The sequence below is a fragment of the Pseudarthrobacter kochi genome, from assembly GCF_055412805.1.
Map to the genome: position 1 here is coordinate 21,865 of NZ_JBVAYV010000003.1, position 26,049 is coordinate 47,913.

General features: G+C 68.2%; 23 protein-coding genes. 8 read left to right on the forward strand and 15 right to left on the reverse strand.

Annotated elements, in window-relative coordinates; all coding sequences use genetic code 11:
* Window positions 1–80 precede the first annotated feature (80 nt).
* Together ACZY0Y_RS02265 and ACZY0Y_RS02270 are read left to right on the forward strand one after the other, a co-directional pair.
* Window positions 81–4,061, forward strand: a complete 3,981-nt coding sequence (locus ACZY0Y_RS02265; protein WP_463956645.1) for a Pls/PosA family non-ribosomal peptide synthetase — start codon at window positions 81–83, stop codon at window positions 4,059–4,061.
* A gap of 44 nt (window positions 4,062–4,105) precedes the next feature.
* The gene (locus tag ACZY0Y_RS02270; RefSeq protein ID WP_463956646.1) at window positions 4,106–5,488 is read left to right on the forward strand and encodes a M1 family metallopeptidase; all 1,383 of its coding nucleotides are present in this window, start codon (window positions 4,106–4,108) and stop codon (window positions 5,486–5,488) included.
* A 41-nt stretch (window positions 5,489–5,529) separates the two neighbouring features.
* Here ACZY0Y_RS02270 and ACZY0Y_RS02275 read toward each other — a convergent pair whose 3' ends face one another.
* The 4 genes from ACZY0Y_RS02275 to pheS all read right to left on the reverse strand — a co-directional run bounded on the left by ACZY0Y_RS02275 (window position 5,530) and on the right by pheS (window position 11,362).
* Complete coding sequence (locus ACZY0Y_RS02275; protein ID WP_463956648.1) at window positions 5,530–6,210, reverse strand: DUF4166 domain-containing protein; 681 nt, start codon at window positions 6,208–6,210, stop codon at window positions 5,530–5,532.
* A gap of 849 nt (window positions 6,211–7,059) precedes the next feature.
* Entirely contained in the window at window positions 7,060–7,749 is a 690-nt protein-coding gene (locus ACZY0Y_RS02280) for a 4'-phosphopantetheinyl transferase family protein (RefSeq protein ID WP_463956649.1), read from the reverse strand.
* 5 nt (window positions 7,750–7,754) lie between these two features.
* Window positions 7,755–10,298: a phenylalanine--tRNA ligase subunit beta gene (gene pheT / locus ACZY0Y_RS02285; RefSeq protein ID WP_463956650.1), complete on the reverse strand. Its 2,544-nt coding sequence runs from the start codon at window positions 10,296–10,298 to the stop codon at window positions 7,755–7,757.
* Window positions 10,299–10,300: 2 nt separating this feature from the next.
* A complete protein-coding gene (pheS, locus tag ACZY0Y_RS02290) occupies window positions 10,301–11,362 on the reverse strand; it encodes a phenylalanine--tRNA ligase subunit alpha (protein WP_463956651.1) in 1,062 nt (353 codons plus the stop codon).
* A gap of 282 nt (window positions 11,363–11,644) precedes the next feature.
* On the opposite strand from pheS, the gene ACZY0Y_RS02295 reads away from it, so the two are divergent.
* Together ACZY0Y_RS02295 and ACZY0Y_RS02300 are read left to right on the forward strand one after the other, a co-directional pair.
* Window positions 11,645–12,148, forward strand: coding sequence for a hypothetical protein (locus ACZY0Y_RS02295; RefSeq protein WP_463956652.1), 504 nt, complete (start codon window positions 11,645–11,647; stop codon window positions 12,146–12,148).
* A 2-nt stretch (window positions 12,149–12,150) separates the two neighbouring features.
* The gene (locus ACZY0Y_RS02300) at window positions 12,151–12,789 is read left to right on the forward strand and encodes an SIMPL domain-containing protein (RefSeq protein ID WP_463956775.1); all 639 of its coding nucleotides are present in this window, start codon (window positions 12,151–12,153) and stop codon (window positions 12,787–12,789) included.
* A 17-nt stretch (window positions 12,790–12,806) separates the two neighbouring features.
* Here the strand turns inward: ACZY0Y_RS02300 and pcp are convergent, their stop codons facing one another.
* Window positions 12,807–13,448 carry a pyroglutamyl-peptidase I gene (pcp, locus tag ACZY0Y_RS02305; RefSeq protein WP_463956654.1) on the reverse strand — a complete coding sequence of 214 codons (642 nt, stop codon included), beginning with the start codon at window positions 13,446–13,448 and terminating at the stop codon, window positions 12,807–12,809.
* Window positions 13,449–13,557: 109 nt separating this feature from the next.
* Between pcp and ACZY0Y_RS02310 the strand changes: the two genes are divergently transcribed.
* A complete protein-coding gene (locus tag ACZY0Y_RS02310) occupies window positions 13,558–14,736 on the forward strand; it encodes an Rv2578c family radical SAM protein (RefSeq protein ID WP_463956655.1) in 1,179 nt (392 codons plus the stop codon).
* Here ACZY0Y_RS02310 and ACZY0Y_RS02315 read toward each other — a convergent pair.
* The 4 genes from ACZY0Y_RS02315 to ACZY0Y_RS02330 form a co-directional block, all read right to left on the reverse strand.
* Window positions 14,733–16,106 carry an NAD(P)(+) transhydrogenase (Re/Si-specific) subunit beta gene (locus tag ACZY0Y_RS02315; RefSeq protein WP_463956656.1) on the reverse strand — a complete coding sequence of 458 codons (1,374 nt, stop codon included), beginning with the start codon at window positions 16,104–16,106 and terminating at the stop codon, window positions 14,733–14,735. The genes ACZY0Y_RS02310 and ACZY0Y_RS02315 overlap by 4 nt on opposite strands.
* Window positions 16,103–16,420, reverse strand: a complete 318-nt coding sequence (locus ACZY0Y_RS02320) for an NAD(P) transhydrogenase subunit alpha part 2 (RefSeq protein WP_463880692.1) — start codon at window positions 16,418–16,420, stop codon at window positions 16,103–16,105. The genes ACZY0Y_RS02315 and ACZY0Y_RS02320 overlap by 4 nt, the downstream gene beginning before the upstream one ends.
* The gene (locus ACZY0Y_RS02325; protein ID WP_463880604.1) at window positions 16,420–17,565 is read right to left on the reverse strand and encodes a Re/Si-specific NAD(P)(+) transhydrogenase subunit alpha; all 1,146 of its coding nucleotides are present in this window, start codon (window positions 17,563–17,565) and stop codon (window positions 16,420–16,422) included. The genes ACZY0Y_RS02320 and ACZY0Y_RS02325 overlap by 1 nt, the downstream gene beginning before the upstream one ends.
* Before the next feature lie 80 nt (window positions 17,566–17,645).
* On the reverse strand, window positions 17,646–18,122 hold the full coding sequence (locus ACZY0Y_RS02330) for a (deoxy)nucleoside triphosphate pyrophosphohydrolase (RefSeq protein WP_463956657.1): 477 nt from the start codon (window positions 18,120–18,122) through the stop codon (window positions 17,646–17,648).
* 172 nt (window positions 18,123–18,294) lie between these two features.
* Between ACZY0Y_RS02330 and ACZY0Y_RS02335 the strand changes: the two genes are divergently transcribed.
* Entirely contained in the window at window positions 18,295–19,503 is a 1,209-nt protein-coding gene (locus ACZY0Y_RS02335; protein WP_463880600.1) for an MFS transporter, read from the forward strand.
* Window positions 19,504–19,564: 61 nt separating this feature from the next.
* Here ACZY0Y_RS02335 and ACZY0Y_RS02340 read toward each other — a convergent pair whose 3' ends face one another.
* A complete protein-coding gene (locus ACZY0Y_RS02340) occupies window positions 19,565–20,485 on the reverse strand; it encodes a cation diffusion facilitator family transporter (protein WP_463956659.1) in 921 nt (306 codons plus the stop codon).
* A gap of 261 nt (window positions 20,486–20,746) precedes the next feature.
* Between ACZY0Y_RS02340 and ACZY0Y_RS02345 the strand changes: the two genes are divergently transcribed.
* On the forward strand, window positions 20,747–21,013 hold the full coding sequence (locus ACZY0Y_RS02345; protein WP_463880595.1) for a GlsB/YeaQ/YmgE family stress response membrane protein: 267 nt from the start codon (window positions 20,747–20,749) through the stop codon (window positions 21,011–21,013).
* A 100-nt stretch (window positions 21,014–21,113) separates the two neighbouring features.
* On the opposite strand, the gene ACZY0Y_RS02350 is transcribed toward ACZY0Y_RS02345, so the two are convergent.
* From ACZY0Y_RS02350 to infC, 4 genes are all read right to left on the reverse strand, one after another.
* Complete coding sequence (locus ACZY0Y_RS02350; protein WP_463956660.1) at window positions 21,114–22,025, reverse strand: TrmH family RNA methyltransferase; 912 nt, start codon at window positions 22,023–22,025, stop codon at window positions 21,114–21,116.
* Window positions 22,026–22,090: 65 nt separating this feature from the next.
* The gene (gene rplT, locus ACZY0Y_RS02355) at window positions 22,091–22,570 is read right to left on the reverse strand and encodes a 50S ribosomal protein L20 (protein ID WP_160666671.1); all 480 of its coding nucleotides are present in this window, start codon (window positions 22,568–22,570) and stop codon (window positions 22,091–22,093) included.
* 118 nt (window positions 22,571–22,688) lie between these two features.
* The gene (gene rpmI / locus ACZY0Y_RS02360) at window positions 22,689–22,883 is read right to left on the reverse strand and encodes a 50S ribosomal protein L35 (protein WP_009358635.1); all 195 of its coding nucleotides are present in this window, start codon (window positions 22,881–22,883) and stop codon (window positions 22,689–22,691) included.
* Window positions 22,884–22,998: 115 nt separating this feature from the next.
* Window positions 22,999–24,021 carry a translation initiation factor IF-3 gene (infC, locus tag ACZY0Y_RS02365; protein WP_463956661.1) on the reverse strand — a complete coding sequence of 341 codons (1,023 nt, stop codon included), beginning with the start codon at window positions 24,019–24,021 and terminating at the stop codon, window positions 22,999–23,001.
* A gap of 457 nt (window positions 24,022–24,478) precedes the next feature.
* Here infC and ACZY0Y_RS02370 point away from each other — a divergent pair, with 457 nt between their 5' ends.
* Window positions 24,479–24,865 carry a DUF1844 domain-containing protein gene (locus tag ACZY0Y_RS02370; protein WP_160666675.1) on the forward strand — a complete coding sequence of 129 codons (387 nt, stop codon included), beginning with the start codon at window positions 24,479–24,481 and terminating at the stop codon, window positions 24,863–24,865.
* Here ACZY0Y_RS02370 and ACZY0Y_RS02375 read toward each other — a convergent pair.
* Window positions 24,807–26,033, reverse strand: coding sequence for an MFS transporter (locus ACZY0Y_RS02375; protein ID WP_463956662.1), 1,227 nt, complete (start codon window positions 26,031–26,033; stop codon window positions 24,807–24,809). The genes ACZY0Y_RS02370 and ACZY0Y_RS02375 overlap by 59 nt on opposite strands.
* Window positions 26,034–26,049: the final 16 nt, after the last annotated feature.

The following is a 26,049-nucleotide window of genomic DNA, read 5'->3' on the forward strand; positions in this document are numbered from 1 at the left end:
AACAGTGTGCGGACGTCCGGACAGAGGCGGAGTATTAACACAAAGCGACCGCGGACGCCTTCCGTTCACCTAGGCCGGAGATGATTCCCCCCGTGACTAAGCAACAGCAACCCCCAAACGGCCACCTTTCGCAGGCCACCGCCACCGTCAGCCCGGTCTTCGGGGCGCAGCTTTCAGGGTCCCTGGTCACACCGCCGGAACGGACCCTCGTCGACATCCTGCTGGACACGGCCGAGCGCTTTCCGGATGCCTCGGCGCTCGACGACGGCCACCAGTCGCTCAGTTACGCCCAGCTTGTGGCGGCGGTCAGGGCCAAGGCGAGGGAGCTGCACGCCGCAGGCCTGGGTGCCGGGGACAAGATCGGCGTGCGGATTCCCTCGGGCACCAATCTGCTCTACATCTCAATCCTGGCCATCCTGATGGTCGGGGCGGCGTATGTCCCGGTGGACGCGGACGACCCGGAAGAGCGTGCCAGGCTCGTGTTCGGCGAAGCCCGGGTCGCCGGGACGCTCCGCGGTGCCGGGGAGATTGCGCCCGAGGGCCAGCGGCCCCGGCCGTTCCCCGCCCCGCGGCTTCCCGGCCCGGACGACGACGCCTGGGTGATCTTCACGTCGGGGTCCACCGGAACGCCGAAAGGCGTCGCCGTGCAGCACCGGTCCTCGGCCGCTTTCGTCGACGCCGAGGCCCGGCTCTTCCTCCAGGACGATCCGATCGGCCCGCAGGACCGCGTCCTGGCCGGCCTGTCGGTGGCCTTCGACGCCTCCTGCGAGGAAATGTGGCTTGCCTGGCGGCACGGCGCCTGCCTCGTCCCGGCGCCGCGGGCCCTGGTCCGGACCGGCATGGACCTCGGTCCGTGGCTGATCAGCCACGGCATCACCGTCGTTTCCACGGTGCCCACCCTCGCCGCGCTCTGGCCCGTGGAGTCCCTCGAGAGCGTCCGCCTGCTGATCTTCGGCGGCGAAGCGTGCCCGCCGGACCTCACCGAGCGGCTGGCCGTCGAAGGCCGCGAAGTCTGGAACACCTACGGCCCCACCGAGGCCACCGTCGTCGCCTGCGCTGCCAAGCTGGGCGGCCCCGGGCCTATCAGGATCGGCCTCCCGCTGGACGGCTGGGACCTCGCCGTCGTCGACGCCAACGCCCTGCCGGTCGGAGAAGGGGAAATCGGCGAACTGATCATCGGCGGCGTCGGACTGGCCCGGTACCTGGACCCGGCGAAGGACGCCGAGAAGTATGCCCCCATGCCGTCGCTGGGCTGGACACGCGCCTACCGCTCCGGCGACCTGGTCCGCTACGAAGCCGAGGGACTGGTCTTCCAGGGCCGCGCCGACGAACAGGTCAAGCTCGGCGGGCGCCGGATTGAGCTGGGTGAGATCGACGCCGCCCTGCAGTCGCTGCCGGATGTTGCCGGCGCGGCCGCGACCGTGCAGACGACGGCGGCTGGAAACCAGATTCTTGTCGGGTACCTGGCCCCGGCCGGTGGCCGGGATCTCGATCTGGCCGCGGCACGGGAGCTCCTTGGCCAAAGCCTGCCGGCCCCGCTGATCCCGCTGCTGACCGTGGTCGATTCGCTGCCCACCAAGACCAGCGGCAAGGTGGACCGGCACGCACTGCCGTGGCCGCTGCCGGGGGCCGGTGCCGCCGACGCCGCTGCGGCCCCGCTGAACCTCCCGGACGATGCTGCCTGGATCGTGGAGCAGTGGAGCGCGGTGCTGGGCGGCTCCGTGGCCAACCTGGACGCCGATTTCTTCGCCTACGGGGGCGGTTCCCTCGCTGCCGCGCAACTTGTCTCCGCCCTCCGCGTGCGGTACCCCACCATCACGGTGGCCGACATCTACGCCACCCCCCGCGTCGGGGCGCTCATCGACGCCGCCCGCCAGTCGCTGCCCGAGGGCGGTGCCGGGCCCGCCCCGGAGCGCACGGTCCGCCGGACCGCCCGGAAGTCACAGGTCTTCCAGACCCTGATGGGTGTCCCGCTGCACCTCCTGGTGGGCATGCGCTGGCTGACCTACCTGATGGCGGCGAACAATCTGCTCTCCTCCCTTGCCGGCTTCACGGCGGCGCCCACCGTGTCCTGGTGGTGGGTCGCGGCCTCGTGGCTCGTCTTCGTCAGCCCATTGGGGCGGATGCTGATCTCCATCGCCGCCGCCCGCCTGCTGCTCCGCAAGGTGATGCCCGGAACCTACCCGCGCTCCGGCCGGGTGCACCTGCGCCTGTGGCTGGCCGAACAGATCCAGGACCTGGCCGGCGCAGTCAGCCTGGCCAGTGCCCCCTGGGTGCCGTACTACGCCCGGGCCCTCGGGGCCACAATCGGCAACAATGTCCAGCTCCACTCGCTGCCGCCGGTCACCGGCCTGCTCTCACTCGGCAGCGGCTGCAATATCGAGCCGGAAGTCGACCTGTCCGGCTGGTGGATCGACGGTGACATTGTCCATATCGGCGCCATCCATATCGGCGCCAGCGCAACGGTCGGTGCCCGAAGTACCCTGATGCCGGGCGCCACGATCGGCGCCGGAGCCCAGGTGGAACCCGGCTCGGCCGTGCTGGGCAAGGTGAAGTCCGGGCAACTCGTCGCCGGATCCCCGGCCGAGCGGCGGGGCAAGGCCAAACACTCCTGGCCGGACACTCCCCCCGAGCACCCGCTGATCGGCCGGCTCTGGTTTGCCGGCTTCGCGACCGCCTCGGCCGTCCTGGCCCTGATTCCCTATCTCTCCGCCGCCGCCGCGGCCCTTGTGGTCTTTGGCTTCATCCGCGGCAGCGACTCGCTGACCGCAGCACTGCCGCAGCTCCTGCTGTCCCTGCCGCCGGCGGCCCTGACCTGGTTCCTGTCCAACCTTGTGCTGATCCTCCTCACCACCCGTCTCCTCGGTGTGGGGCTGGCCGAAGGCTACTACCGGGTGCGCAGCAGGATCGGCTGGCAGGTCTGGGCCACCGAACGGGTCCTGGACCTGGCCCGTGACCTGCTCTTCCCCCTTTACGCCAGCCTCTTCACACCGGTCTGGCTGCGCCTGCTCGGCGCCAGGATCGGCAAAAACGTGGAGGCCTCGACCGTCCTGCTGATCCCCAAGATGACCACGGTGGGTGAGGGCGCCTTCCTGGCCGACGACACCATGGTGGCCTCCTATGAGCTCGACGGCGGCTGGTTGCGGATCGCCCCGGCCAAAATCGGCAAACGCTCCTTCCTCGGCAACTCCGGCATGACCGCGGCGGGACGCAATGTGCCCAAGAACTCCCTGGTCGCGGTGCTGTCGGCAACTCCCGCGAAGGCGAAGTCCGGGACGTCCTGGCTGGGCAGCCCGCCGGTCAGGCTCCGGCGCACCGCCATCGCCTCCGATGACACCAGGACCTACCAGCCGCCGCTGAGGCTCAAGATCGCCCGCGCGCTGTGGGAACTGTGCCGCTTTGTCCCCGTCGTGGCGACGGTCGCGATCGCCGCCGGCGTGTTCCTCGCCTTCGACTGGCTTGCCACGGTCTTCAATTACGGCATCGCAGCGCTCCTGGGCGGCGTCGTGATCCTGCTCGCCGGCGCCGTGGCGGCCGGCAGCGCCGTAGTGGCGAAATGGCTGCTCGTGGGACGCATCAGGCCCGGCGAGCATCCGCTGTGGAGTTCCTTCATCTGGCGCAACGAGGTCGTGGACACCTTCATCGAAATGGTCAGCGCCCCGTGGTTCGCCCGTGCGGCCACCGGGACCCCGGCCCTGGTCTGGTGGCTCCGGGCCCTCGGCGCCAGGATCGGCGCCGGCACGTGGTGCGAAAGCTACTGGCTACCCGAAGCGGACCTCGTGACCCTGGGCCGGAACTCCACGGTCAACCGCGGCTGCGTGGTCCAGACCCACCTCTTCCACGACCGCGTGATGAGCATCGACACTGTTACGCTCGAGGACGGGGCAACGATGGGCCCGCACGGTGTCATCCTTCCGCAGGCCCGGATCGGCAAGGGCGGCACGGTGGGCCCGGCATCCCTCGTGATGCGGGGTGAAACGGTGCCCGCCGCGACGTACTGGATGGGCAATCCGGTGAGCCCGTGGGGCGGACCGGCTGTGCCTGCCCCCAAGCCGAAGTAGCCCCGCCCCGCCCATCACGCACCTGCAATCCCGAAGGCCGGTTTATGAGTTCCAGCCCCCAGAGTCCCACTGCCGCAGCCGGCACCGGAGGCGGCCTGCCCTCGGACGACGCCGCCGGTTCCCCGGATCCGTACCTGCCCGGCCATGGCACCGATGCCTACCGGGTCACCCGCTATGAACTCGAGCTGGACTACAAGCTCAGCAGCAACCGCCTGACCGGGCGGGCCGTGGTGCATGCCATCACGCAGCGCCCGACGTCGGCCGTCGTGCTTGACATGACCGGGCTCCGGGCCACCAAGATCCAGCTCAGCGGGCGGAGGGTCCGCAAGTTCAGCCAGCGCGCCGACCAGCTCGTCATCGTCCCCGACGCCGCCTTGATGCCGGGCGAGGAATTCACCCTGGACATCCGCTACGAGGGCAACCCCTCTCCCCGCCGCGGCCTGTGGGGCGAAGTGGGCTGGGAGGAACTGACCGACGGCGTGCTCGTGGCGGGCCAACCGAACGGCGCGCCCTCCTGGTTCCCCTGCAACGACCACCCGCAGGACAAAGCCAGCTACCGGATCTCGGTGACCACGGACGCCAACTACCGGGCCGTGTGCAACGGGATCCTGATTGCCCGCACCAGCCGGTCCAGCCGCGAGACCTGGGTCTACGAGCAGTCCGAACCCATGGCAACGTACCTCGCCACAGTCCAGATCGGCCGCTACGAACTCCTGTCGCTCAATCACGTCCGTCCGGCGACGCAGGTGCCCCAGTACGCGGCGGTGCCGGCGGCGCTGGCGGACACAGCACGCGCGGGGCTGGCGAGGCAGCCCGAGATGATGCGCACTTTCATCGATTGCTTCGGCCCGTACCCTTTCGCCGAGTACACCGTTGTGGTGGCCGGGGACGAGTTGGAGATCCCGCTGGAGGCGCAAAGCTTATCGATCTTCGGTCCCAACCATTTGGGGCAGGACTGGGAGTCCCAGCGGCTCATCGCCCACGAATTGTCCCACCAGTGGTTCGGGAACTCGCTGACGGCAGCCTCGTGGAAGGACATCTGGCTGCACGAGGGTTTTGCCTGCTACGCCGAATGGATCTGGTCCGAGGAAGCCGGCGTCATGTCGGTGGCCCGGCGGGCTGCCTCCGCCTGGCGGAAGCTCAGCGCCGGCAAGCAGGACCTGCTGGTGGGCGACCCCGGGCCGGAGCTGATGTTCGATGACCGGGTCTACAAGCGCGGCGCCCTCGCACTGCATGCCCTCCGGCTGCGCTGCGGCGACCTTGCCTTTTTCTCCCTGCTGCATGAGTGGGCAAGCCAGAACCGTCACGGCTCCGTCTCAACGCCGCAGTTCATCCTCACCGCGGACCACGCGACCGGCCTCGACACCGAGGCCGTGCTGCATCCCTGGCTGTACCAGGAAGCCCTGCCGCCGCTGCCTCTCGGCTAGCACATGAACTATTTGAGCGACGCCCCTGGGTCCCGTGGCTACTATTCGCGGCTTTCTTCCCTCAGGGGTCTGAGATGCTCCGGGATTGCGTCGTCACGAAGTTCCGGATACGTGCAGGTGAACTCGCCCCGGTAGCCGAAAAGAAATCCGAGGAGTGGGTTCCGGACCTGCATCTGGATCGTGAACACCCCACGGGCATCATCGAAGTTCTCATACAGGTCTGCCGTGCCTGTGCAGATCGCGGGAAACTCGAATGCTGCGAAGCCTTCGTAGAACCGTTGAGCCCCTGATTGCAGATGCAGCGATCCATCGGCCAAAACCTCCAGGGCGAGGTCCGTAGCCAGATGCTGGTGGGTGCCGAGATAATCGACGATCCCACCATTCCTGCTCTGCACCATGGTGGCGTCGAAGCGCCGCCGCTTTGGTCCGGGCAGTTCAAGGGTTCTGACGAAGGTGACCGTAGGCCGGCCGAACCCATCACGGTAGGGGTAATTCTCGATCGTGAACGGGATGTCCTTTCCCTGGTCTGGAAAGAGGATGTTGCGGTGGCCCCCCAACTGCAAAAATGGGACTGTCCACCAGGCCCCGCGGCGGACTTCGGAAAAAATCCCGCGTCCGACACACGCATACCCTGCAGCCGTGTCCACACCGAAGCGCTTCTGCAGCATTGGGTGGAGCCTGTGGAAGTCGCTCCCCAGCGCCGACTCAAAAATTGATGTCACGGCTGCTCCTGCACTCCCGACCCGGCGCTCAGACCCGGTCCAACCGGTCCAGCCAGCCCGGCAAGGGCGGACGGAGCACGTCCGGAGCGTGAGTCCGGCGACCGCCGCAGACAGCGTCCCGCCCTGGGGACTGTCCAGTGGGCCGGGAGAAGCCACGAGGCCGCCGCGGCGGTCATGCCCAGGACGGCGGGGCCCGCGGTTCGTCCGGCCACAGCCCGGCGGAGCAGGATGCAGGCGGTCAGAACGCCGCCTGCCCTGGCCATGGCGTCCATGAACCACCGATTGCGGGAGTCCTTCGGATCAAGGTCCGACTCCGCCCACATCCTCAGGCGGTCAAAGCTTATTGCAGTCGCCCAACCCAACGCCGGGCGGAATAGCCAGAAATCGAGGGGTATTCCGAGAGAGCCCAGTCCGGGCTGATAGTTGTACCCAGTGATGAAACGAACACCATCCTCTGCCGGGATGTAGCGCCAGTATCCGGATCCTTGCCCTATGGGCGACGCCGGGTCGGCCGTGTCGAATTTCAGCACCGATGTGGCCTGCCCATCGGATCGATACCGGTGCCCCAGGGATGTCCCGGTCCCTTGGATGACATGTAAAGGAAGACGGAACTCGTAGCGGAAATGCAGGAGTCCCTGATCGTTTCGCCCGGTGGGGATAATTCGGGAGAATCGAAGATCCCAGCGGGGGTGCAGCGCCGGGTCCTGGCTAAGGTTCCATACCCGTTCCATGGGTGCCCGGATAGCGGCCTCAACGTAGATCGGCCGGCGTGTAGCAGAGTCTTCCCTGCTCAAATTTTCCCCCACTGCAGCATCATAATGTGCAGAGCGACACTCGATAGCAACAATGTCAGACGACAGCGAGTGCGGCGGCAAATCCTGCCGGCAGACCTAGGGCAGCGGTGTCCAATTCAAAGAGGACATTGCCGTCGACGGGCTCCGGGAAGGCCTCGACCGAGCAGGGGTCCAGCCGCAGTCCGGTCCCGCGGGCCTTCAGCAGGGCCTCCTTCCGTGCCCACACAGCTGTCCGCCAGTGGTCCGCCTGGTCCGGAGGCAGTTCGGTGAGCAGTTGGCGTTCCGCTGGGGTGAGGGCGACGTCGTCGAACCCGGGGAACATCGCTCCCGAGCTGTGCTCCAGGTCGATGCCGATTGTTGCCCCGGCGCTGCCAGGACCAACAGCGCGGCCGGCGGCCAGCAGGGCCCAGCCACGGCTGCGGGAAAGGCTCAGGCTGAGGCCTGTGGGCGCACCGTGGAGCCGGTAGCCGGGCCGGCCGTGGTCCAGCTCCGGGCCGGTTCCGCAATCCGGGCACGAATAATCAGCCGTCAGTTCCTTGGGTCGCACAGAGAGGATCCCGGCGGCGAAATCGCGCAGCGCGATCCGGCCGGCCACAAAGTCCAGCCGGGCCGGCGGATCCGTGATGTCCGCGGCACGCGCGCGTTCCGCGGGATCAAGGAAGGCCCCGCCGTCCGGTCCGACGTCGGCAAGACGAACGGACCGGACGGTGATTCCGGCGACGGCGAGTGTCCCTCTGTGCCCCATCGGCTTTAGCGTTGGACTGCTCCGAAGCGCTCGTGGGCAACGGCGACGGCACTCTCGCGGGCCGCGGATGCCTCGTCGGCGGTCAGCGTGCGGTCATCGGCACGGAAGCGCAGGCTGAAAGCCAGCGACTTCCTGCCGTCCTCGATGCCCTTGCCCGCGTACACGTCGAAGAGTGCGACGTCCTCGAGCAGCCCGCCGGCTCCCTCGCGCAGTGCGGCCAGCACGTCTTCCGCCGGGATGTCCTGCGGCACCACGAGGGCGACGTCCTGGGTGGCCACCGGGAAGGTGGACAGATGCCGGGCGACGATCACGTCGGCGGCGGCCTCGAAGAGGGCGTCGGCGTTGAATTCGACTGCCACCGACCGCGCGGGCATGTCGTGGGCGGCCAGCAGCTTCGGGTGCAGCTCGCCGGCAAAGCCCAGGACCTCGCCGGTCCGGAGCGCCAGCTGGGCGGTCCGTCCCGGGTGGAAGGCCTGGTGCTGGCCCTGGCTGATGATGATCTCGACGCCGAGCACGTCGCCGGCGATCCTGGCGATGTCCAGGGCATCGGCCCAGTCCCACGCCCGGGGCGCGTGGCCGGCGGCGGCCGGCGAGTCGTGTCCGGTGAGCACCGCGGCGAGGTACAGCGGCTGGTCCGGGACGCCGTCGTACAGGCCATCCAGCACCTCATCGCTGGGCCTGGCACCGAGCGGCGGGATCGTGGCGGTGCCAAGCGTGTCGCCCGGCAGGAACACGAGGCCGGCCTCGAAGAGGGCCAGGTCGCGGAAGCCGCGCGAGTGGTTGCGCTTGGCGACCTCGATCAGGCCCGGCAGGATCGAGGTGCGCAGGTAGCCCTGCTCCTCGCTGATCGGGTTGGCCAGCTTGAGTGCCTTGCGCGGCGTTCCTGCCGCGGGGACGCCGAAGGTGTCATTGGCGGCCTTGGAGACGAACGGGTACGCGAGGACCTCGGTGAGTCCTGACGCGGCCAGGGCCTGGACCAGGCGCCGGCGCTGCTGCTGGACGCGGGTCAACCCGCGGCCCGGGGGTGCCACCGGCAGGGACGCCGGGATCTGGTCGTAACCGACCAGCCGTGCGATTTCCTCGGTCAGGTCTTCCTTGGTTTCCAGGTCGTTCCGCCAGCTCGGCGCCGTCACCGTGTACCCGCCGGCGTTCCTGACGACGACGGCGCCCAGGTCCTGGAGCGAGGTGAGGATCTGGTCCTCGGTGAAGTCGATGCCGATCCGTTCCGCGGCGAAGGCTGCGGGCAGTTCGACGGCGGCGGCGTCCGGTGCGGTGCCGACGTCGGTCCCCTCGGCGACGGCGGTGCCGCCGGCGAGCTCGACCAGGAGGTCAACAACCCGCTGGGCGGCGACGCCGGCCACCTGCCAGTCAACGCCGCGTTCGAAGCGCTTGGAGGCTTCGGACGGGAGCTTGTGGCGGCGGCGGGAGCGTGCGATGGACACTTCGTCGAAGTGCGCGGCCTCCACGAGGACGTTCGTGGTGGCACCGGACACCTCGGTGGCGGCCCCGCCCATCACGCCGGCAATGCCGATCGCACCGGAACCGTCGGTGATAAGGAGGTCCTCGACGTCGAGCTTGCGTTCTTTGCCATCCAGCGTGGTGATCTTTTCCCCGGCCGCCGCCCGACGGACCACAATGTCGCCCGACAGGGTGTCCAGGTCGTAGCAGTGGGTGGGCTGGCCGAGTTCCAGCATGACGTAGTTCGAGATGTCCACCGGCAGCGAGATCGAGCGGATGCCGGCGAGCCGGAGCCGGGAGGTCATCCACGGGGGCGTGGGCGTCGTGGCGTCGACGCCGCGGACGGTGCGGGCCACAAAACGGTCGCAGCCGGGCTTGCCGTAGATCGGGGCGCCGTCGTTGAGCTTTACGCCGAAACCGCCGGCCAGTTCCGCGGGCGCCTGGACGCTGGCGGCCGGGTCGGTGAAGGACGTGCCGGTGGCGTGCGCGTACTCGCGGGCCACCCCGCGGATGGAGAACGCATAGCCGCGGTCCGGGGTGACGTTGATTTCGGCGGCCTGGTCGTAGAGGCCCAGCAGCTCCATGGCGTCGGTGCCGATTTCCGGGTCCAGTCCGATCCCCGACAGCACCAGGATGCCGTCGTGGTCCTCGCCAATGCCGAGCTCGCGCACGGAGGCGATCATGCCGGCGGACAGGTGGCCGTAGGTCTTCCGTGCGGAGATGTGGAAGTCGCCGGGCAGCACGGCACCGGGAAGGGTGACCACCACCTTGTCGCCTTCCACGAAGTTGTGGGCGCCGCAGATGATGCCCTGGACGCCGGAGGGGTCGATGCCCTCGCCGGTGAGGCTCTGCTGCTGTCCTTCGGGGACCACCCGGACCTGGCACCAGTTGATGGTTTTGCCGTTGGTCTGGGGTTCCTTGACGACGCTAAGGACCTGGCCCACCACGATGGGGCCCTGCAGGGTGTCCGTCGGCCGGTGGACTGCTTCTTCTTCAAAGCCGACCTTGACCAGGTCTGCCATCACGTCTTCGGCCGTTGCCCCGGCCGGTACCTGCGCGAATTCACGCAGCCAGGAAAGTGGGATACGCACTGTTAGATCTCCATCCCGAAGTGCTCGCTGAAACGTACGTCGCCTTCGATCATGTCGCGCATGTCGCCGACCTCATTGCGGAACATGAGGGTCCGCTCGATGCCCATGCCGAAGGCAAAACCTGAATAGATGTCCGGATCGATGCCGGCGGCGCGGAGCACGTTGGGGTTGACCATGCCGCAGCCGCCCCATTCGATCCAGCTGGGTCCGCCCTTGGCGCCCGGGTGCCAGATGTCCAGCTCCGCGGACGGCTCGGTGAACGGAAAGTAGTTGGGGCGCAGCCGGATCTGGGCCTCGTCGCCGAACATCTGGCGCGCGAAGTGCTCCAGGGTGCCGCGGAGGTCCGCCATGCTGAGCTTCTTGTCGATGGCGAGGCCCTCGAACTGGTGGAAGACCGGAGTGTGCGTGGCGTCGAGCTCATCGGTGCGGAACACCTTGCCGGGGCACAGCACGTAGATGGGCAGTTCGCGTTCCAGCATGGAGCGGACCTGTACCGGGGAGGTGTGGGTGCGCATCAGCAGGTGGGCCTCGGGCGGCTCCACGAAGAAGGTGTCCTGCATTTCGCGGGCGGGGTGGTCCGGCTTGAAGTTCAGCGCGTCGAAGTTGAACCACTCGGACTCGACCTCGGGGCCCTCGGCGATCTCCCAGCCCATGCCAACGAAGATGTCCGCGACGCGTTCCTGCAGGGTGGACAACGGGTGGCGTGCACCGGCCCGACGGCGGCGCGGAGCAGCCGTGACGTCCACGGTCTCCTCGACCAGGATGCGGGCGTCGTTCTCGGCCTCGAGCCCGGCTGTGCGGTCCGCGAGCGCCTTGTTGACGCGTCCGCGGGAGGAGCCCATGAGCTTGCCGGCGGCGGCCTTCTGGTCCTTGGGCAGTCCGCCGATTTCACGGTTGGCGAGGCTCAGCGCGGACTTCTCGCCGGTGTGCGCGAGGCGCACGGCCTTGAGTTCATCGAGCGTGGAGGCGGCGGCAATGGCGGCAACGGCCTGGTCTACGGCGGCGGTGATGGCGGCTTCATCCAGGGGATTCGGGACGCCGGCGCCCGGCAAAGTTTCAGTCATCTACTGTTCTTAGCTACGAGTCGGTTCATGCCAACGGCACGGGACCTTCCTAAGGTGCAGGGACCCGCGCGTTGACAAAGGGCAGGGCTCGCCAAATGGCTCCGGCGGGCACTCCCCTTCAGTCTAGTTGAACGCACTCAGGTGCCCGAACGTGACGCTGCTCCCCGGGCGCCCCCGCAGTGGTTCGCGTCCCGCGCGGCTGCGTATCCAGGCCTGCGTATTCCCGGCTGCTTGTCCCGGCTGCGTGTCCCGCAGGGCGGGGCGCCCGGCTAGCATGGCCTCATGACGCCGGGACAACGGCTGCGGCAGCTGGCCAACGTACTGAACGCAACAACCCCGCTGGGACTGTTGCTGGCCGGCTGCGCCCGCACTGCCCTCCGCCGCGGACCACACGGTCTGCTCCTGGCCACCGGCTACCGCTGGCGGCTGCCGTTGGCCGGGGCCTTCACGGTCGGCAACGTGGTGATCTTCCGTGCCGGTCCCGGCGAAGTCCTGGCCAACCCGGCGCTGCTGGCGCACGAGGAACGCCACTGCACCCAGTACGCCTGGTGCCTGGGCCTTCCCTTCCTGCCGCTGTATGTCCTCGCCGCGGGCTGGTCCCTGGTCCGGACCGGCAACCCCGGCTCGCGCAATGTCTTCGAACGGCTCGCCGGGCTGCAGGCCGGCGGCTATCCGGAGCCGGGCACAGGCTCCCGGCGCCGCTCCCCCACTGCGGGTCCAAACAACAACGGATCCAACGCGACCCCCGGGACGCGCTCCGCGGTCCCCGAACGGAACGAGGCATGACAATGACCGACAGCCCCAGGACCATCTCCGTCACGGGAACCGGCAGTGCGGAAGCCGCACCGGACCTGCTGACCCTCTCGATCGGCGTCGAGTGCCGCCGGGAGGACGTCGGCGCGGCGTACGGTGAGGCGGGCCGTGTCTCCGCGGCCATCACGGCGGCACTGCGCGGGTACGGCGTCGCGGATCCGGACATCACGACGTCGGGACTCAATGTCCGCGCCGAGGTGAACTGGCAGGAGGGCCGGGGGCAGGTCGTCTCGGGCTACCTGGCGTCCAGCATGCTCAGCGTCCGGATCAGGGAGCTGGCATCATCGTCCGAGGTCATCGCCGCAGCGGTCGCGGCCGGCGGCAACGATGTCCGGCTCAACGGGCTGGAGCTCGGCTTCGCTGATCCCGCCGCGGTCACCGCACGGGCCCGCGAAGCCGCGTGGCAGGATGCCCTCACGACGGCCGGGCACTTCGCGTCGCTCGCCGGAACGTCCCTGGGCAAAGTGGTCTCGCTCGCGCAGCAGTCCGGCCGCCCGGCGCCGATCCCGGTAGCGAAGATGCAGCGGGCCGCTGCGGTGGAGTCGCTCACGGTCGAGGCCGGCCAATCGAGCGTCACCGCCACGGTCGGCGTCGTGTGGGAACTGCTCGGCTGAGCCGGCCCGCGCCCCCGCTAGTGCGTGGCGCCGGCGGCGATCTTCAGGTCCGCGGTCGTCGCCAGGGTGCTGCGCACGACGACGGCGAGCGCCTCGGTCAGCTGGGCCAGCGGCAGGGACGGCTGGTTGCTCCCCGCCGGCAGCTGGGCCGGCTCAAAGGGAACATGGACGAAGCCTCCCCGGGTGCCGGGACGGAGCCGCAGGGCGTGCATCAGTCCGTAGAAGACGTGGTTGCAGACGTAGGTGCCCGCGGTCTGGGACACCTCGGCGGGGATCCCCGCCGTGAGAAGGGCCGCGAGCGCCGCCTTGACCGGAAGAGTGCTGAAGTAGGCCGCGGGTCCCCCGCCGGCCACCGGCTGGTCCACGGGTGAGTTGCCGGCATTGTCCGGGATCCGCGCGTCGTCGCAGTTGATCGCGATCCGCTCGAGCGAGATCCGGGGCCGTCCGCCGGCCTGGCCTGCGCAGACCACCAGCTCCGGGCGGTGCCGTTCCAGCGCCGCTTCCAGCACGCGGATCGCGTCCCCGAAGACGCAGGGCAGCTCGACGGCCTGCGCATCGAGCCCTTCCGCCCGGAGCTCCGCCGCGGCGTCCCGTGCGGCGGACCAGGACGGGTTGGTGCTTTCGCCGCCGAACGGCTCGAACCCTGTCAGGAGAATCATGGCCCCAGCCTAACAACGCCGCCGGAGGGCCAGCCGGCGTCCCGTTTCCTGGGGTCAGGACTGCGGCGGGGTCCTTGACTTAAACTCGAACATACATTCGAATAGAGCCATGAGATGGGACGCACAAGCACTCACACCGGCGCCCGGAGACAGGGCAACGGAAGATTATGCCCCGGGCGGCGGAGGCAACAGCTCCCCGGCCGCCCCCGCCACCGATGCGCTGCTGCCCCTGATCGGGCTGGTGCGTTCCGTGACCACCCCCGAGTTCGCCGGCGTCACTTTCCATGAGGTCACCGCCAAATCGGTGCTCAACAAGGTGGCCGCCGGTTCGCGGATGCCGTTCGAGTGGACCATCAACCCCTACCGCGGCTGCAGCCACGCCTGCGTCTATTGCTTCGCCCGGAAGAGCCACACCTACCTCGACTTCGACGCCGGGCTGGACTTTGACAGCCAGGTGGTGGTGAAGATCAACGCGGCGGACGTCCTGCGCCGGGAACTGGCCAAGCCCTCATGGGGGCGGCAGCACGTGGCCCTGGGCACCAACACGGATCCCTACCAGCGGGCCGAGGGCCGGTACCGGCTCATGCCGGGCATCATTGAAGCGCTGGCCGAATCCGGCACTCCCCTGTCCATCCTGACCAAAGGCACACTGCTGGCCCGGGACATCCCGCTGCTCAAGCACGCCGCGGCCCAGGTTCCCGTCGGCGTCGGGATCTCGCTGGCGATGACGGACGAGCGCCTCTCGGAGGCAGTGGAGCCCGGCACGCCCGGTCCGCGTGCGCGCCTGAAGCTGATCTCGCGCCTCCGGGAGGCGGGACTGCCGTGCGGGGTGATGGCCATGCCGATCCTGCCGTGGCTCTCGGACAGCGACGAGGCCCTCGATTCCCTGTTCGGCTCGCTTGCTGCGGCGGGCGCCACCGGGGTGACCGCAGGAGCCCTCTACCTCAAGCCCGGAACCCGGGAGTGGTTCATGCAGTGGATCGCCAGGGAACATCCGCAGCTCGCCGGCAAGTACCGGCGGCTGTACGGCACGGGCTCCTACGCCTCCAAGGAGTACCGCGACTGGCTGTCCGGCCGCATCCGGTATTTCAAGGCCCGCCATGGCTTCTCCGGATCGCAGGGCTTCAGCCACCGCGACCTCAACGGAACTGCCGTCAGCGGCGATCCCGGCAGCAGTGATCCCAGGGACGAGGAAGCGCAGTACCCCGCCGGCAGCATCCCCGAAGCGGCAGCGTTCCCCGCCGGGCCGCGATCCGCCACGGCGGCTGCACAGCCCACCCTGTTCTAAAGTGCCTTCACCGCGCCCAGGACCCGGGTGAGCGATTCCTTGGCGTCCCCAAACAGGAGCGTGGTCTTGGGATCAAACAGCAGCTCGTTCTCGATCCCGGCGAAGCCCGGCCGCATGGAGCGTTTGAGGAACACCACCTGACCGGCCTGCGCGACCTCCAGGATCGGCATCCCGTAGATCGGTGCCCCGGGCGTGGATTTCGCGGCAGGATTAACCACGTCGTTGGCGCCCACGATGAGTGCTATGTCGGTGTTCGGGAACTCCGGGTTGACTTCCTCGAGCTCCTTCAGCGCCTCATAGGGAACGTTGGCCTCCGCGAGCAGCACGTTCATGTGGCCCGGCATCCGCCCGGCCACGGGGTGGATGGCAAAGACCACTTCAACGCCGCGTGCCGCCAGGGCAATGGCGAGCTCGGCGATCGTGTGCTGGCCCTGGGCCACAGCAAGCCCGTAGCCGGGAACGATCACCACCCGCTGCGCGTAACCGAGCTGGACGGCGACGTCCTCGGGCGAGGAAGAGCGCACCGGCCGGTCGCTCTGCACGGTGGATCCCGCCGTCGAGCCTCCCCGGAAGGCGCCGAACATGATGCCGGTGACGCCGCGGCCCATCGCGGACGCCATCACCTTGGTCAGGATGGTGCCGCTGGCCCCGACGAGCGTGCCGGCGACCAGCAGGAGCACGTTGCCCAGCACAATACCGGAGGCTGCGACCGCAAGGCCGGTGAAGGCGTTCAACAGGGAGATCACGATCGGCACGTTGGCCCCGCCGACGGGCAGCACCAGCAGGAGTCCCGCCGCCAGGCCCAGAATCAACAGCGCCACAGCCCAGCCGGCTGCACCCGTGACGATCACGAGGGCGCCGGCGGCGACGGCTCCCAGCACCACGGCGCCCATCACCACCGGCATGCCGGGGAACAGCAGGGGGCGGGTGCTGATCAGTTCCTGCAGCTTGCCGACGGTCACGGCCGAGCCGGCAAAGGACACGGCGCCGACCAGCATGGTGAAGACCACGGCCAGCCGCACCCAGGGGTCGGCGCCGTGGCCGAGTTCCAGCACGGCGACCAGCGCAGCGGCCCCGCCGCCAACGCCGTTGAACAAGGCCACAAGTTGCGGCATCTGGGTCATCTGCACGCGCCGGGCCACCGGAACGGCCACGGCGGACCCGACGGCGATGGCGGCGAGGATCAGCGGGATGTTCTCCAGTTTCGCGGAGAGGAACACAGTGACCACGGCCACGAGGGCGCCGGCCGCTCCGATCGCGTTGCCCCGCCGGGCGGTCCGCGGTGAGCTCAGGCCCTTCAGCGCAAGAATGAAGCAGACGGCGGCCACGAGGTAGAACAGGGACGTCCACCCCGGGCCAAGGATGCTCATGTGCCGTCCTCCCCCGCGCCGGCACCGCGCCGGGCAGGCTTCCGGCTGCCGAACATTTCCAGCATCCGGTCCGTGACGACGAAGCCGCCGACCAGGTTGGCCGTTGCCAGCACCACTGCGATGAGGGCAACCGTGAGCAGCCAGGGGTCATCCGCCTGGCCGGCCACGATGATGGCGCCAACCAGGATGATGCCGTGGATGGCGTTGGCACCGGACATCAGCGGGGTATGCAGCTTGCTCGTCACCTTGGAGACGACTTCGAAGCCGACGAAGACGGCGAGCACCACCACCGTGAGCAGCGTGATCGGATCCATCATGTGAGGGCCTCCAGTGCTTCGGCGGTGGCGGCATGCCGGACGGAGCCGCCGTGGGTCAGGCAGGCGCCGGCAACCACTTCGTCGTCGAAGTCCGGGACAACCTTGCCGTCGGCGGTCATCAGGGCCAGGAGGTTCGCGACGTTCTTGGCGAACAGCCGGGAAGCATCGGAAGGCATCGCGGAGGCGGCGTCCTGCAGGCCCACCAGGGTGACGGAACCGCCGTCGACCGGGATCTGGAGGTCCCGCCCCGCAATGACTCCTTCGACGTTGCCGCCGGATTCCGCCGCAAGGTCGACGACGACCGAACCCGCCCGCATGCCGGCCACCATCCCGGCCGTCACCAGCAGGGGAGCCGCGCGGCCGGGGATGGCCGCCGTCGTGATCAGGACGTCCGCAGCGGCAACATGCGGGGCCAGCAGTGCGCGCTGGCGTTTGGCCCGGTCCTCGCCCAGCTCACGGGCGTAGCCGCCACTTCCCTCCGCTGTCTGGCTGTCGAGGTCCAGGTGGATGAACGTGCCTCCCATCGAGGCGACCTCGTCGGCGGAGGCTGCCCGGATGTCGTTGGCGGAGACCCGCGCGCCCAGGCGTTTCGCGGTGCCGATCGCCTGCAGCCCTGCGACGCCGGCGCCCAGGACCAGCACACGTGCGGGCGGAATCGTTCCGGCGGCCGTCATGTAGAGCGGGAAGAACCTCGGGTAGCGCAGGGCCGCCTCCAGAACGGCGCGGTAGCCGGAGACCAGCGATTGCGAACTGAGCGCGTCCATCGACTGGGCCCGGGAGATGCGCGGCACCAACTCCAGCGCGAAGGAGGTCACCCCCGCGGCGGCGAGGGCGCCCACGCCGGGCAGTTCCGAGCCCGGAGAGGCGAACCCGATGGTGATGGTTCCGGGCCGGAGCCCGGCGGCGGTTTCCGGTTCGAGCGGGCGGACGTGCAGCAGGACATCCAGCGATTCGGCGGGCAGTTCGGGAACGATCGACGCTCCGGCTGCGGCGAAGGCGGCGTCCCCATACCCGGCCGCGGTGCCCGCATGGCTCTCCACCGCCACGTCCAGGCCGAGAGCCATGAGTTGCTGCACCGTTTCCGGCGTGGCGGCAACCCGTTGCTCCCCTGCTCGTTGCTCCCGCCTGACACCGACCCGCACGGGCTGCTCCTCTCGATTCGCTTCAGCGTAGTCACATGCGCAACGCTTTGGCGAGAGGTGGGGCCGCGCCCGCCGGGAGCTCAGCCCCGGTGGGCGGGCACGGCGTTGAAATCCGGGACCTGTAGCCGGTCCAGCAGTTCCTCGACAATCGGCAGGTCAGCCGGGATCCAGGGCAGGGCCAGTACCTCGTCGCGGTTCCGGATGTTGATCCAGCGCAGTTCATCGTGGTCCTGCAGGGGGTGGGGTACGCCGTCGAGCAGTTCCGCGAACCACACCCGCATCGCGGCGCGCTCGTTAAGCGGCCAGCCGTCCGCTGATCCGCCGTCCGCTGATCCACTGTCCAGTTCGGCGCCCAGACGCACACTCACACCAAGTTCTTCGAGCAGCTCGCGGTGCAGGGCCTGCTCGGCCGTCTCGCCGGCCTCGACCTTGCCGCCGGGGAACTCCCACATGCCGGCAAACTGCGGGGGCGCCGTCCGCCGCGCCACCAGCATCCTGCCGGGGGCGGCCAGGGAATCCAGTACGGCGCCGCCTACGACGCTGATGAGTCCAGTCACGCCCCTAAGTCTAGGGGCGGGCCTCGCTTAGGGGAGAATGGAAGGGGCCGCCGTCGGCGAGGACCCGGAATACCGGGCGCGCCCGCCCCGTTAGATAAACCAGACCACAAATCCGATTTATCTTGCCGCATTCTCCTGGCTCCAACCGGGAACGTCACCGAAAAGCAGACGAATGACAACCACCGCACAAGCCCCGGCCACGCCGAAGACCGGCACCCGCCATCTCGCCCTTGCCATCGTTTCCCTTGCCATGGGCGGATTCGGCATCGGCACCACTGAGTTCACCATGATGGGCCTGCTCAAGGAGGTGGAGCAGGGGCTCAACATCAGCACCCCGGAGGCGGGGCATCTGATTTCGGCCTATGCACTCGGCGTGGTGATCGGCGCCCCGCTGCTGGCCGCCGTCGGCGCCAAGATGCCGCGGAAGTACCTGGCCCTGGGCCTGATGCTGTTCTTCAGCATCGCGAACCTGACGTCTTTCATCGCCCCGGACTACGGCAGCATGCTGGTCTCCCGGTTCGCTGCCGGCCTGCCGCATGGGGCCTTCTTCGGCGTCGCCGCCGTGATCGCGGCGTCACTGGTCGCCCCGACCAAGCGCGGCTGGGCCATTTCGATGGTCATGGCCGGCCTGACTGTCTCCAACGTCATCGGCGTCCCCTTCGGCACCTGGCTGGGGCAGACCTATGGCTGGCGGCTGCTGTTCCTGCTGGTGGGCGTGATCGGCATTCTCACCCTCGTCATGCTCTGGAAGTTCCTGCCGTTCCAGAAACCGCACGCCGATGCGAGCTTCCGCCGCGAGCTGGGCGCCCTCAAGCGGCTCCAGGTCTGGCTGGCGATCCTGATCGGCATCGTCGGCTTCGGCGGTTTCTTCGCCACCTATACCTACATCGCCCACACCATGACCTCCGTGGCGGGCATCCCCGCGGCCTGGTTGCCGCTGGTCGTCGCGCTCTACGGCCTGGGCATGGTGGCCGGCAACATCGTTGGCGGGCGGATCGCGGACAAGTCCGTGATGGGAACGATCTACTGGGTGCTGCCGGGCATTGCCGTGGCGCTCGTGGTCTATGCCGTTGCCGTGCACTGGCCGTGGTCCGCGTATGTGATGGTCTTCGTCGTCGGCGGCGCAGGCGCCTTGCTGGTCCCGGCCCTCCAGACCCGGCTGCTGGATGCCTCCCCGGATGCCCCCTCGCTGGCCTCCTCGCTCAACCATGCGGCCCTCAATGTCGCCAACGCCCTGGGCGCCTTCCTCGGCGGCCTCGTGATCGCATGGGGCTGGGGTTACGTCGCGCCCGCCCTCGTCGGTGCCGTGCTGGCCGTCCTGGGCCTCGGCGTCGCCCTCATCAGCGGACTCGTGGAACGCAAAAGGCCCCTGGTCCGGTAGCCCGCAGCGCGGCTGCCGGACCAGGGGCCCGCATGGCTGTGCCCGGCACGGTGCCGGTCGGTTACGGTGCGCTGACGCGCTGCACGTCCGGTTCCAGGTAGATGACCCGGGCGATCGGAACAGCCGCGCGGATCCGTGTCTCGGCGCCGTCGATTGCCCGGGCGACTTCCTGGCCCGAATCGGAGCGGCCGATGCTGATCTTGGCCGCGACCAGCAGTTCCTCCGGACCCAGGTGCAGGGTCTTGAGGTGGATGATCGACGTGCCGTCGGACTCGATGGCCGCCCGGATCTTGGCGACGTCGTCCCTGGTGGCTGATTCGCCGAGCAGCAGCGACTTCGTCTCGATGGCAAGCACGGCGGCGATGGCCACCAGCAGGAAGCCGATCATCGCGGTACCCAGGGCATCCCAGATTCCGTTCCCGGTGAGGAGGGTCAGGCTCACACCGAAGAGCGCAAAGACCAGGCCCACGAGGGCGCCGAAGTCCTCGAGCAGGATGACGGGGAGCTCGGGCTGCTTGGCGCTCCGGATGAACTTGACCCAGGTCTGCTTGCCGCGGATGTGCTTGGATTCGATGATCGCGGTCCGGAACGAGAAGGACTCGGCGATGATGGCGCCGACCAGTACGGCGAGCGGCACCCACCAGAACGCACCCTCGATGGCGTGCGGGTGCTGGAGCTTTCCCCACGCTTCGTACAGGGCGAAGAGGCCACCCACACTGAACAGGACGATCGCGACGATGAAAGCGTAGATGTAACGCTCGCGCCCGTAGCCGAAGGGATGCTCCGGGCTTGCCGCCCGATTGGCACGCTTGCCGCCCACGAGAAGCAGGAGCTGGTTGCCGGAGTCCGCGAGCGAGTGGATCGCTTCGGCCAGCATCGATGAGGAAAACGTCAGGAAGTACGCGACGAATTTCAGGACGGCGATGGTCAGGTTGGCAGCAAGCGCCGCAACAATCGCCTTGGTACCGCCATGTGCAGCCAAGAGAGCTTCTCCTTAGGGGTTCGACCGGGTGGTGGACCCCGGCCGGTGCCTGCGCCCACATGGAATACCGTACCCGTTATCACCCTGCCCCAGCACCGCAGCCAGCACTGCAAAGCACCGCCCGGCTGGCACGCAACACTGCAGGTCACAGGGCAGGTAACGATTGGGGGTGATCCTGCTGACAAGCAAACCCGCCTATGTTAGCTTGAAGCCATAATCGGGATCCACCATTTGGATGCCGACGAATATGTAGGAGGAGTAATGGGCTTTCTAGGCTGGATCATTCTCGGACTCATAGTAGGTGCAATCGTCAAGGCAATCATGCCTGGCAGGGTCGGCGGCGGCTGGGTCACCAGCCTCGTGCTCGGCGTTGTCGGTGCAGTTGTCGGCGGGTGGATCGGCGACCTGCTGTTCGGCGGCGGCAAGATGGAATTCTGGAATCTCGGTTCCTGGATCCTGGCCATTGTCGGCGGCCTGGCGGTTGCCGGCATCTACGGCGCAATCACGGGACGCAACAAGACAACTTAGACAACTTAACTGCACAAGTACGACGGCGGGGGCCCACCTTTCGGTGGACCCCCGCCGTACTTTTTGCCCAAAGGAGATACCGGTGGGCGGTCCCGTGAGGCTAGCTTTGCGGTGTTCCGCCGCCCTGCTGCGAACGGGCGCTGGCGTACAGGCAAACGGTCGCCGCGGTACCGAGGTTGAGGCTTTCGGCAGCGCCGTACACGGGAACGGCCACCCGGTGGTCGGCCAGCGCGAGTTCCTCCTCGGACAGGCCCTGGGCCTCGTTGCCGAACAGCCACGCTGTCGGGTTCTCCAGCGCATACCCGGCATCCTGGGCCGGTGCGCCCAGCCGGCGGGCGGCGTTCTGATCCTGCAGCCGGTCCAGGTTGAGCTGGCCGTAGCCGTCGGCGGCCAGCACGCCGATGCCGCGTTCCTTGCAGCGGGCCACGGTCTCCTCGATCCCGGCGCCGAGGACCACGGGCAGGTGGAAAAGGGATCCCGCCGTCGACCGCACAGCCTTGGGGTTGTAGATGTCAACGCTGGACGCCGTCAGGACGACGGCGTCTGCGCCGGCCGCGTCCGCGGCGCGCAGCACGGTGCCGGCGTTGCCGGGGTCGCGGACCTCGCACAACACGGCAACCAGCCGCGGGCCGGCGTCCAGCACCTGTTCGAGGCTGACATCCAGGAAGCCGCAGACCGCGAGAATGCCCTGCGGGGTGACCGTGTCCGCCATCGCGGCGAGTACTTCGTCGGTGGCGAGGTAAGCGGTGGTGCCCTCCGCCAGCGTCTCCAGGTCCGGGTGCCGGTCCAGGCAGGACTCGCTCGCGTAGACCTCATAGACGACGCCGGGCTGCCCCGCGGCGATCCTCTTCTGATGGAGGACGAGGGCTTCCCGGACCGCCTGCGGCCCCTCGGCCAGGAACTCGCGGCGCTTTAAACGGGCCGGGCGCCCGGCAAGCTGTGCCACCTTCCTCACCCGATCAGCTCGAGGATTGGAAAGTGGAAAGTCTTGCGGGCGCCCGGTTTCGTTCATACAAGAACCTTAGTGGCTTTTCCAGCCGGCTCTTGAACGACGCAGTTCGTCAACTGCCTCGGGTACTACTCAGCAGCCTTGTCAGCGGCAGGCTTCTTGGCGGCAGGCTTCTTGGCCGGGGCCTTCTTCGCAGCAGGCTTCTTGGCGGCCGGTGCAGCCTCAGCCTGGACGGCCGGAGCGGACGTGTCGGCGGGCAGGGCGTCCTTGGCGATCTTGACCAGCGCGGCGAAGGCGTTGGCGTCGGAGACGGCAAGCTCGGCCAGCATACGGCGGTCAACCTCGACCTCAGCGGCCTTGAGGCCCTGGATCAGACGGTTGTAGGTCAGGCCGTTGGCGCGGGATGCAGCGTTGATGCGCTGGATCCACAGGCGGCGGAAGTCGCCCTTCTTCTTCTTGCGGTCGCCGTAGCTGTACACAAACGAGTGCAGCAGCTGCTCTTTGGCCTTGCGGTACAGGCGTGAACGCTGTCCACGGTAGCCCTTTGCGCGCTCAAGGATAACCCGGCGCTTCTTGTGGGCGTTGACCGCCCTCTTCACACGTGCCACGTGCGTACTCCTTCGAAAATCTGATCCCAAGCATCTACTGCCGGAACAACCGGCTGGCCTGAGAAGCCTTTTTGGTAGTTGACCGCTGCCAGGTGGCAACAGTCAGAGAACTTGGAACTTAGATGCCGAGCATCTTCCGGATGACCTTGGCGTCGCCCTTGAAGACGATCTTGTCGCCGGCAAGGCGACGGGTCAGCCTGGAGGACTTGTGCTCGAGGTAGTGGCGGCGGTTGGCCTGCTGGCGGCGCAGCTTGCCGCTGCCGGTCAGCTTGAAGCGCTTCTTAGCACCACTGTGGGTCTTCATCTTCGGCATGGGAACCGATCTCCTTACGTATCCGCAGACAGGGTCTGCAGTCTTTCGTGCAGCCGCCCCTGCGGGCGGCGTGCTGGTTGCTTGCTGCCGGACATTGCTGTCCGGCAGCCCTGAACTAGTTGGTCTTCTTGGTGCCCGGCTTGGCGGCGGCCATCGGGGCAGCCGGCCGCGCAGCAGGCTTCGGCGCCGCGGGACGCGGGACCGGCTTCGGTGCAGCAACCGGCTTCGGTGCTGCCGCCGGAGCCGCCTTTTCAGCCGTGGCGGCTTCCGGAACCTTGGCGGCGGCCTTGGGCGCTGCGGGCGCCTTGGCTACTGCCGGCTTGGCAGCGGCCTTCGGAGCCTCAGTCTTCGGAGCTTCAGTCTTCGGAGCTTCGCGCTTCGGGGCGGCCTTGGGGGCCTCCTGCTTCGGCGCTTCCTGGACGGGAGCCTTCGCTGCCGGGGCTTCCTCGGCCTTGGCCTCGGCGGCCGGAGCCTCCGCTGCAGCGGCCTCAGGCTCGGGTGCCTCAGTCCGGACCTGGTAGCCCTCCGGCAGCAGGTCGGCGAGCGACTGCGTCAGGGGCGCTTCAGGACCGGACGTGTCCACCCGGAAGTCACCCGAAGCCTTGGCTTCGTTTTCGGCTTTGGCTTCTGCACGCTGCGTTGCGCGGCGGGCCTCTGCCTTGGCTTCTGCCTTGTTCTTCAGGGGTCCGACCACCATGACCATGTTGCGGCCATCGATCCGCGGGCTGGACTCCACAACGCCAACCTCGGCGACGTCGTCCGCGAAGCGCTGGAGCAGGCGGATGCCCATCTCGGGGCGCTGCTGCTCACGGCCGCGGAACTGGATCATGGCCTTGACCTTGTCACCGGCGCCGAGGAAGCGGAGCGCGTGGCCGCGCTTCGTTTCGTAGTCGTGGGTGTCGATCTTCAGGCGGAAGCGGATTTCCTTCAGGACCGTGTTGGTCTGGTTCTTCCGGGCTTCACGTGCCTTGACCGCGGCTTCGTACTTGTACTTGCCGAAGTCCATCAGCTTGCACACCGGAGGCTTGGCCTGCGGTGCAACTTCAACGAGATCAAGATCGGACTCGGCAGCCAAACGCAGGGCATCCTCAATACGGACAACGCCTACTTGCTCGCCTGCAGGGCCGACCAGCCGCACCTCGGGGACGCGGATACGCTCATTGATTCTTGGCTCGCTAATGTTAAAGCTCCTGTGTTCGTGAGGGGTATTCCACCGGCAAAAAGAGAAGGCCCCCAATTGCCGGAGCAATCGAAGGCCTCGAAGATCGGAGCTGCCTGCCTCGTATGAGGCTGCATACATCCCACCAGGCTGACGCCCGGGAAGAATGCCCGACCAGGTACCCGGCAACCTTAGCTTCTTGCGAAGCTTCCCGAAGGAGAGCGGCTGACGCGGGTGGGAGAGAACTCCGCTTGCAAACTGAAAGTCGATTCTACAGAAGAAATCCCGTCCGGCGCACCTGGATGACGGGCATGCCGGTTGCGGACGGGTTCCGCCGTCATCCGCTGCAGTAGTACTGAAACGCAGTTGATGTTGAACTGCAGTAGAACTGAAACGAAATAACGACAATCAGTCGGTCTGTGACAAGCTTACCAGCATGAGCACAGCAGATAGTAATTCACACGTTTACGAGCCCGCCGGCGTCCAGGCCGACGTCTCACAGCAGATCCGCGACATCTCCGAGGTGCCCGCGATCGAGGTCATCACCACCGCCGCCGTGCACCTCATGAGCGCCGCCGCCGTAAAACTCGGCCTCGCCGCCGAGGAGAACGCCGAAGAGCTCAAGGACCTTGACGAGGCCCGCAAGCTGATCACGGCCCTGGCCGGGCTGGTGACCGCCGCGGCGCCCGAGATCGGTTCCCAGCACGCCGGACCGTTGCGCGACGGACTGCGTTCCCTGCAGCTGGCCTTCCGCGAGGAGTCCATCATTCCGGATGCGCCGGGCAAGGGCCCGGGCGAGAAATACACCGGCCCGGTGAACTAGGCACAACCAGCAGGCCAGCTCCAACGCGGCGGCGCTCGTCGACCAGTTCGGCGACCTTTTCCGACGCTGCCGACAGCACGGGCGCGCACAGCAGGCCCGGCAGGAGCGAGAGCAGGCTGAGGGTCCAGGTGTCCTGCGCGAAGGCCATCGGGATGGTCAGCGCTGACATGCCCAGCAGCAGCAGGATCGGTGAGATGGGCCGGTGCATGGCACCGTAGATCACGCCGCCGACCACAGAGGCCGCGCACCAGAACAGGAACACCAGCCCGATTTCGGCCTGGTGCCCGCCGGTCTCGAGGGCGGCCACGATTCCGACGTCGGTGCCGCTGAGGACCATCCCGGCCCCGGCCGCGACGGCGAAGACCGCGGCCACGGCGGTGGTGAACCAGGCGAAGTTGTGGATGACCTTGTGCCGCAGCCCGGACCGCTCCTGGCGCCGGTCCCCGGCGGCGGCCAGCGTGGCGAACTCGGCGGCGGCCTCCTGCAGGTGGGCCGGGGCAGCGGCGACGACGGCTGCCTCGGCGGCCTCCTGCTGGCTGGAATCGAAGACGGCGCCGGACAATGAATCGGACGTGGCCCCGGACTCCGCACTGCGGGTCGGCGGGTTGAACCACATCAGGAAGAGCCCGGACACCGAGGTGGCGATGCCAACGATGGTCAGCCCGAGGACCGAGAACCCGGCGGTCGCGACCAGGGCACCCGCGGCGGGACCAATCATAAAGACCAGTTCGGTGGAGATGGCGTCCAACGCAAAGGCCGTGCGGCGCTGGTCCCCCGTGGCGAGGACGCCGAGGGACTGGCGCACCACACTGAAGATCGGCAGGGTCAGCAGGCCGCCGACGAACACCAGCGGCAGCAGCAGCTCGTAGGACACATGCGGCACGATCGACCAGATGATGGTCTCGGAAATGACGGAGGGAATGAGGGCCCGGCGCAGGCCCACGGTGTCGACGCGCCGGCCGCGCCACGGGGCGCCGACGGCAATCCCGATGGTCATCACGGCGGCCGCGGCCCCGGCCGCCGCGTAGCCCTGGCCGAGGGTCAGGACGATATGCAGGGTCAGCAGGACCCCGGCCGCGGAGTGCGGTATGCGGGCAACCATCCCGACCAGCAGGAGCCGCCGGATCGGCCGAACGGCCAGCAGCTCCCGGTAAAGCGCGAAGTTCACGAAACTACTCCCTTCT

Excerpts from the sequence above, each read along its gene's own strand:
- ACZY0Y_RS02265 (WP_463956645.1), top strand. The coding sequence starts at position 81 with ATGATTCCCCCCGTGACTAAGCAACAGCAACCCCCAAACGGCCACCTT.
- ACZY0Y_RS02270 (WP_463956646.1), top strand. The coding sequence starts at position 4,106 with ATGAGTTCCAGCCCCCAGAGTCCCACTGCCGCAGCCGGCACCGGAGGC.
- ACZY0Y_RS02280 (WP_463956649.1), bottom strand. The coding sequence starts at position 7,749 with ATGGGGCACAGAGGGACACTCGCCGTCGCCGGAATCACCGTCCGGTCC.
- pheS (WP_463956651.1), bottom strand. The coding sequence starts at position 11,362 with ATGACTGAAACTTTGCCGGGCGCCGGCGTCCCGAATCCCCTGGATGAA.
- ACZY0Y_RS02295 (WP_463956652.1), top strand. The coding sequence starts at position 11,645 with ATGACGCCGGGACAACGGCTGCGGCAGCTGGCCAACGTACTGAACGCA.
- ACZY0Y_RS02300 (WP_463956775.1), top strand. The coding sequence starts at position 12,151 with ATGACCGACAGCCCCAGGACCATCTCCGTCACGGGAACCGGCAGTGCG.
- pcp (WP_463956654.1), bottom strand. The coding sequence starts at position 13,448 with ATGATTCTCCTGACAGGGTTCGAGCCGTTCGGCGGCGAAAGCACCAAC.
- ACZY0Y_RS02310 (WP_463956655.1), top strand. The coding sequence starts at position 13,558 with ATGAGATGGGACGCACAAGCACTCACACCGGCGCCCGGAGACAGGGCA.
- ACZY0Y_RS02315 (WP_463956656.1), bottom strand. The coding sequence starts at position 16,106 with ATGAGCATCCTTGGCCCGGGGTGGACGTCCCTGTTCTACCTCGTGGCC.
- ACZY0Y_RS02320 (WP_463880692.1), bottom strand. The coding sequence starts at position 16,420 with ATGGATCCGATCACGCTGCTCACGGTGGTGGTGCTCGCCGTCTTCGTC.
- ACZY0Y_RS02335 (WP_463880600.1), top strand. The coding sequence starts at position 18,295 with ATGACAACCACCGCACAAGCCCCGGCCACGCCGAAGACCGGCACCCGC.
- ACZY0Y_RS02345 (WP_463880595.1), top strand. The coding sequence starts at position 20,747 with ATGGGCTTTCTAGGCTGGATCATTCTCGGACTCATAGTAGGTGCAATC.
- ACZY0Y_RS02350 (WP_463956660.1), bottom strand. The coding sequence starts at position 22,025 with ATGAACGAAACCGGGCGCCCGCAAGACTTTCCACTTTCCAATCCTCGA.
- rpmI (WP_009358635.1), bottom strand. The coding sequence starts at position 22,883 with ATGCCGAAGATGAAGACCCACAGTGGTGCTAAGAAGCGCTTCAAGCTG.
- ACZY0Y_RS02370 (WP_160666675.1), top strand. The coding sequence starts at position 24,479 with ATGAGCACAGCAGATAGTAATTCACACGTTTACGAGCCCGCCGGCGTC.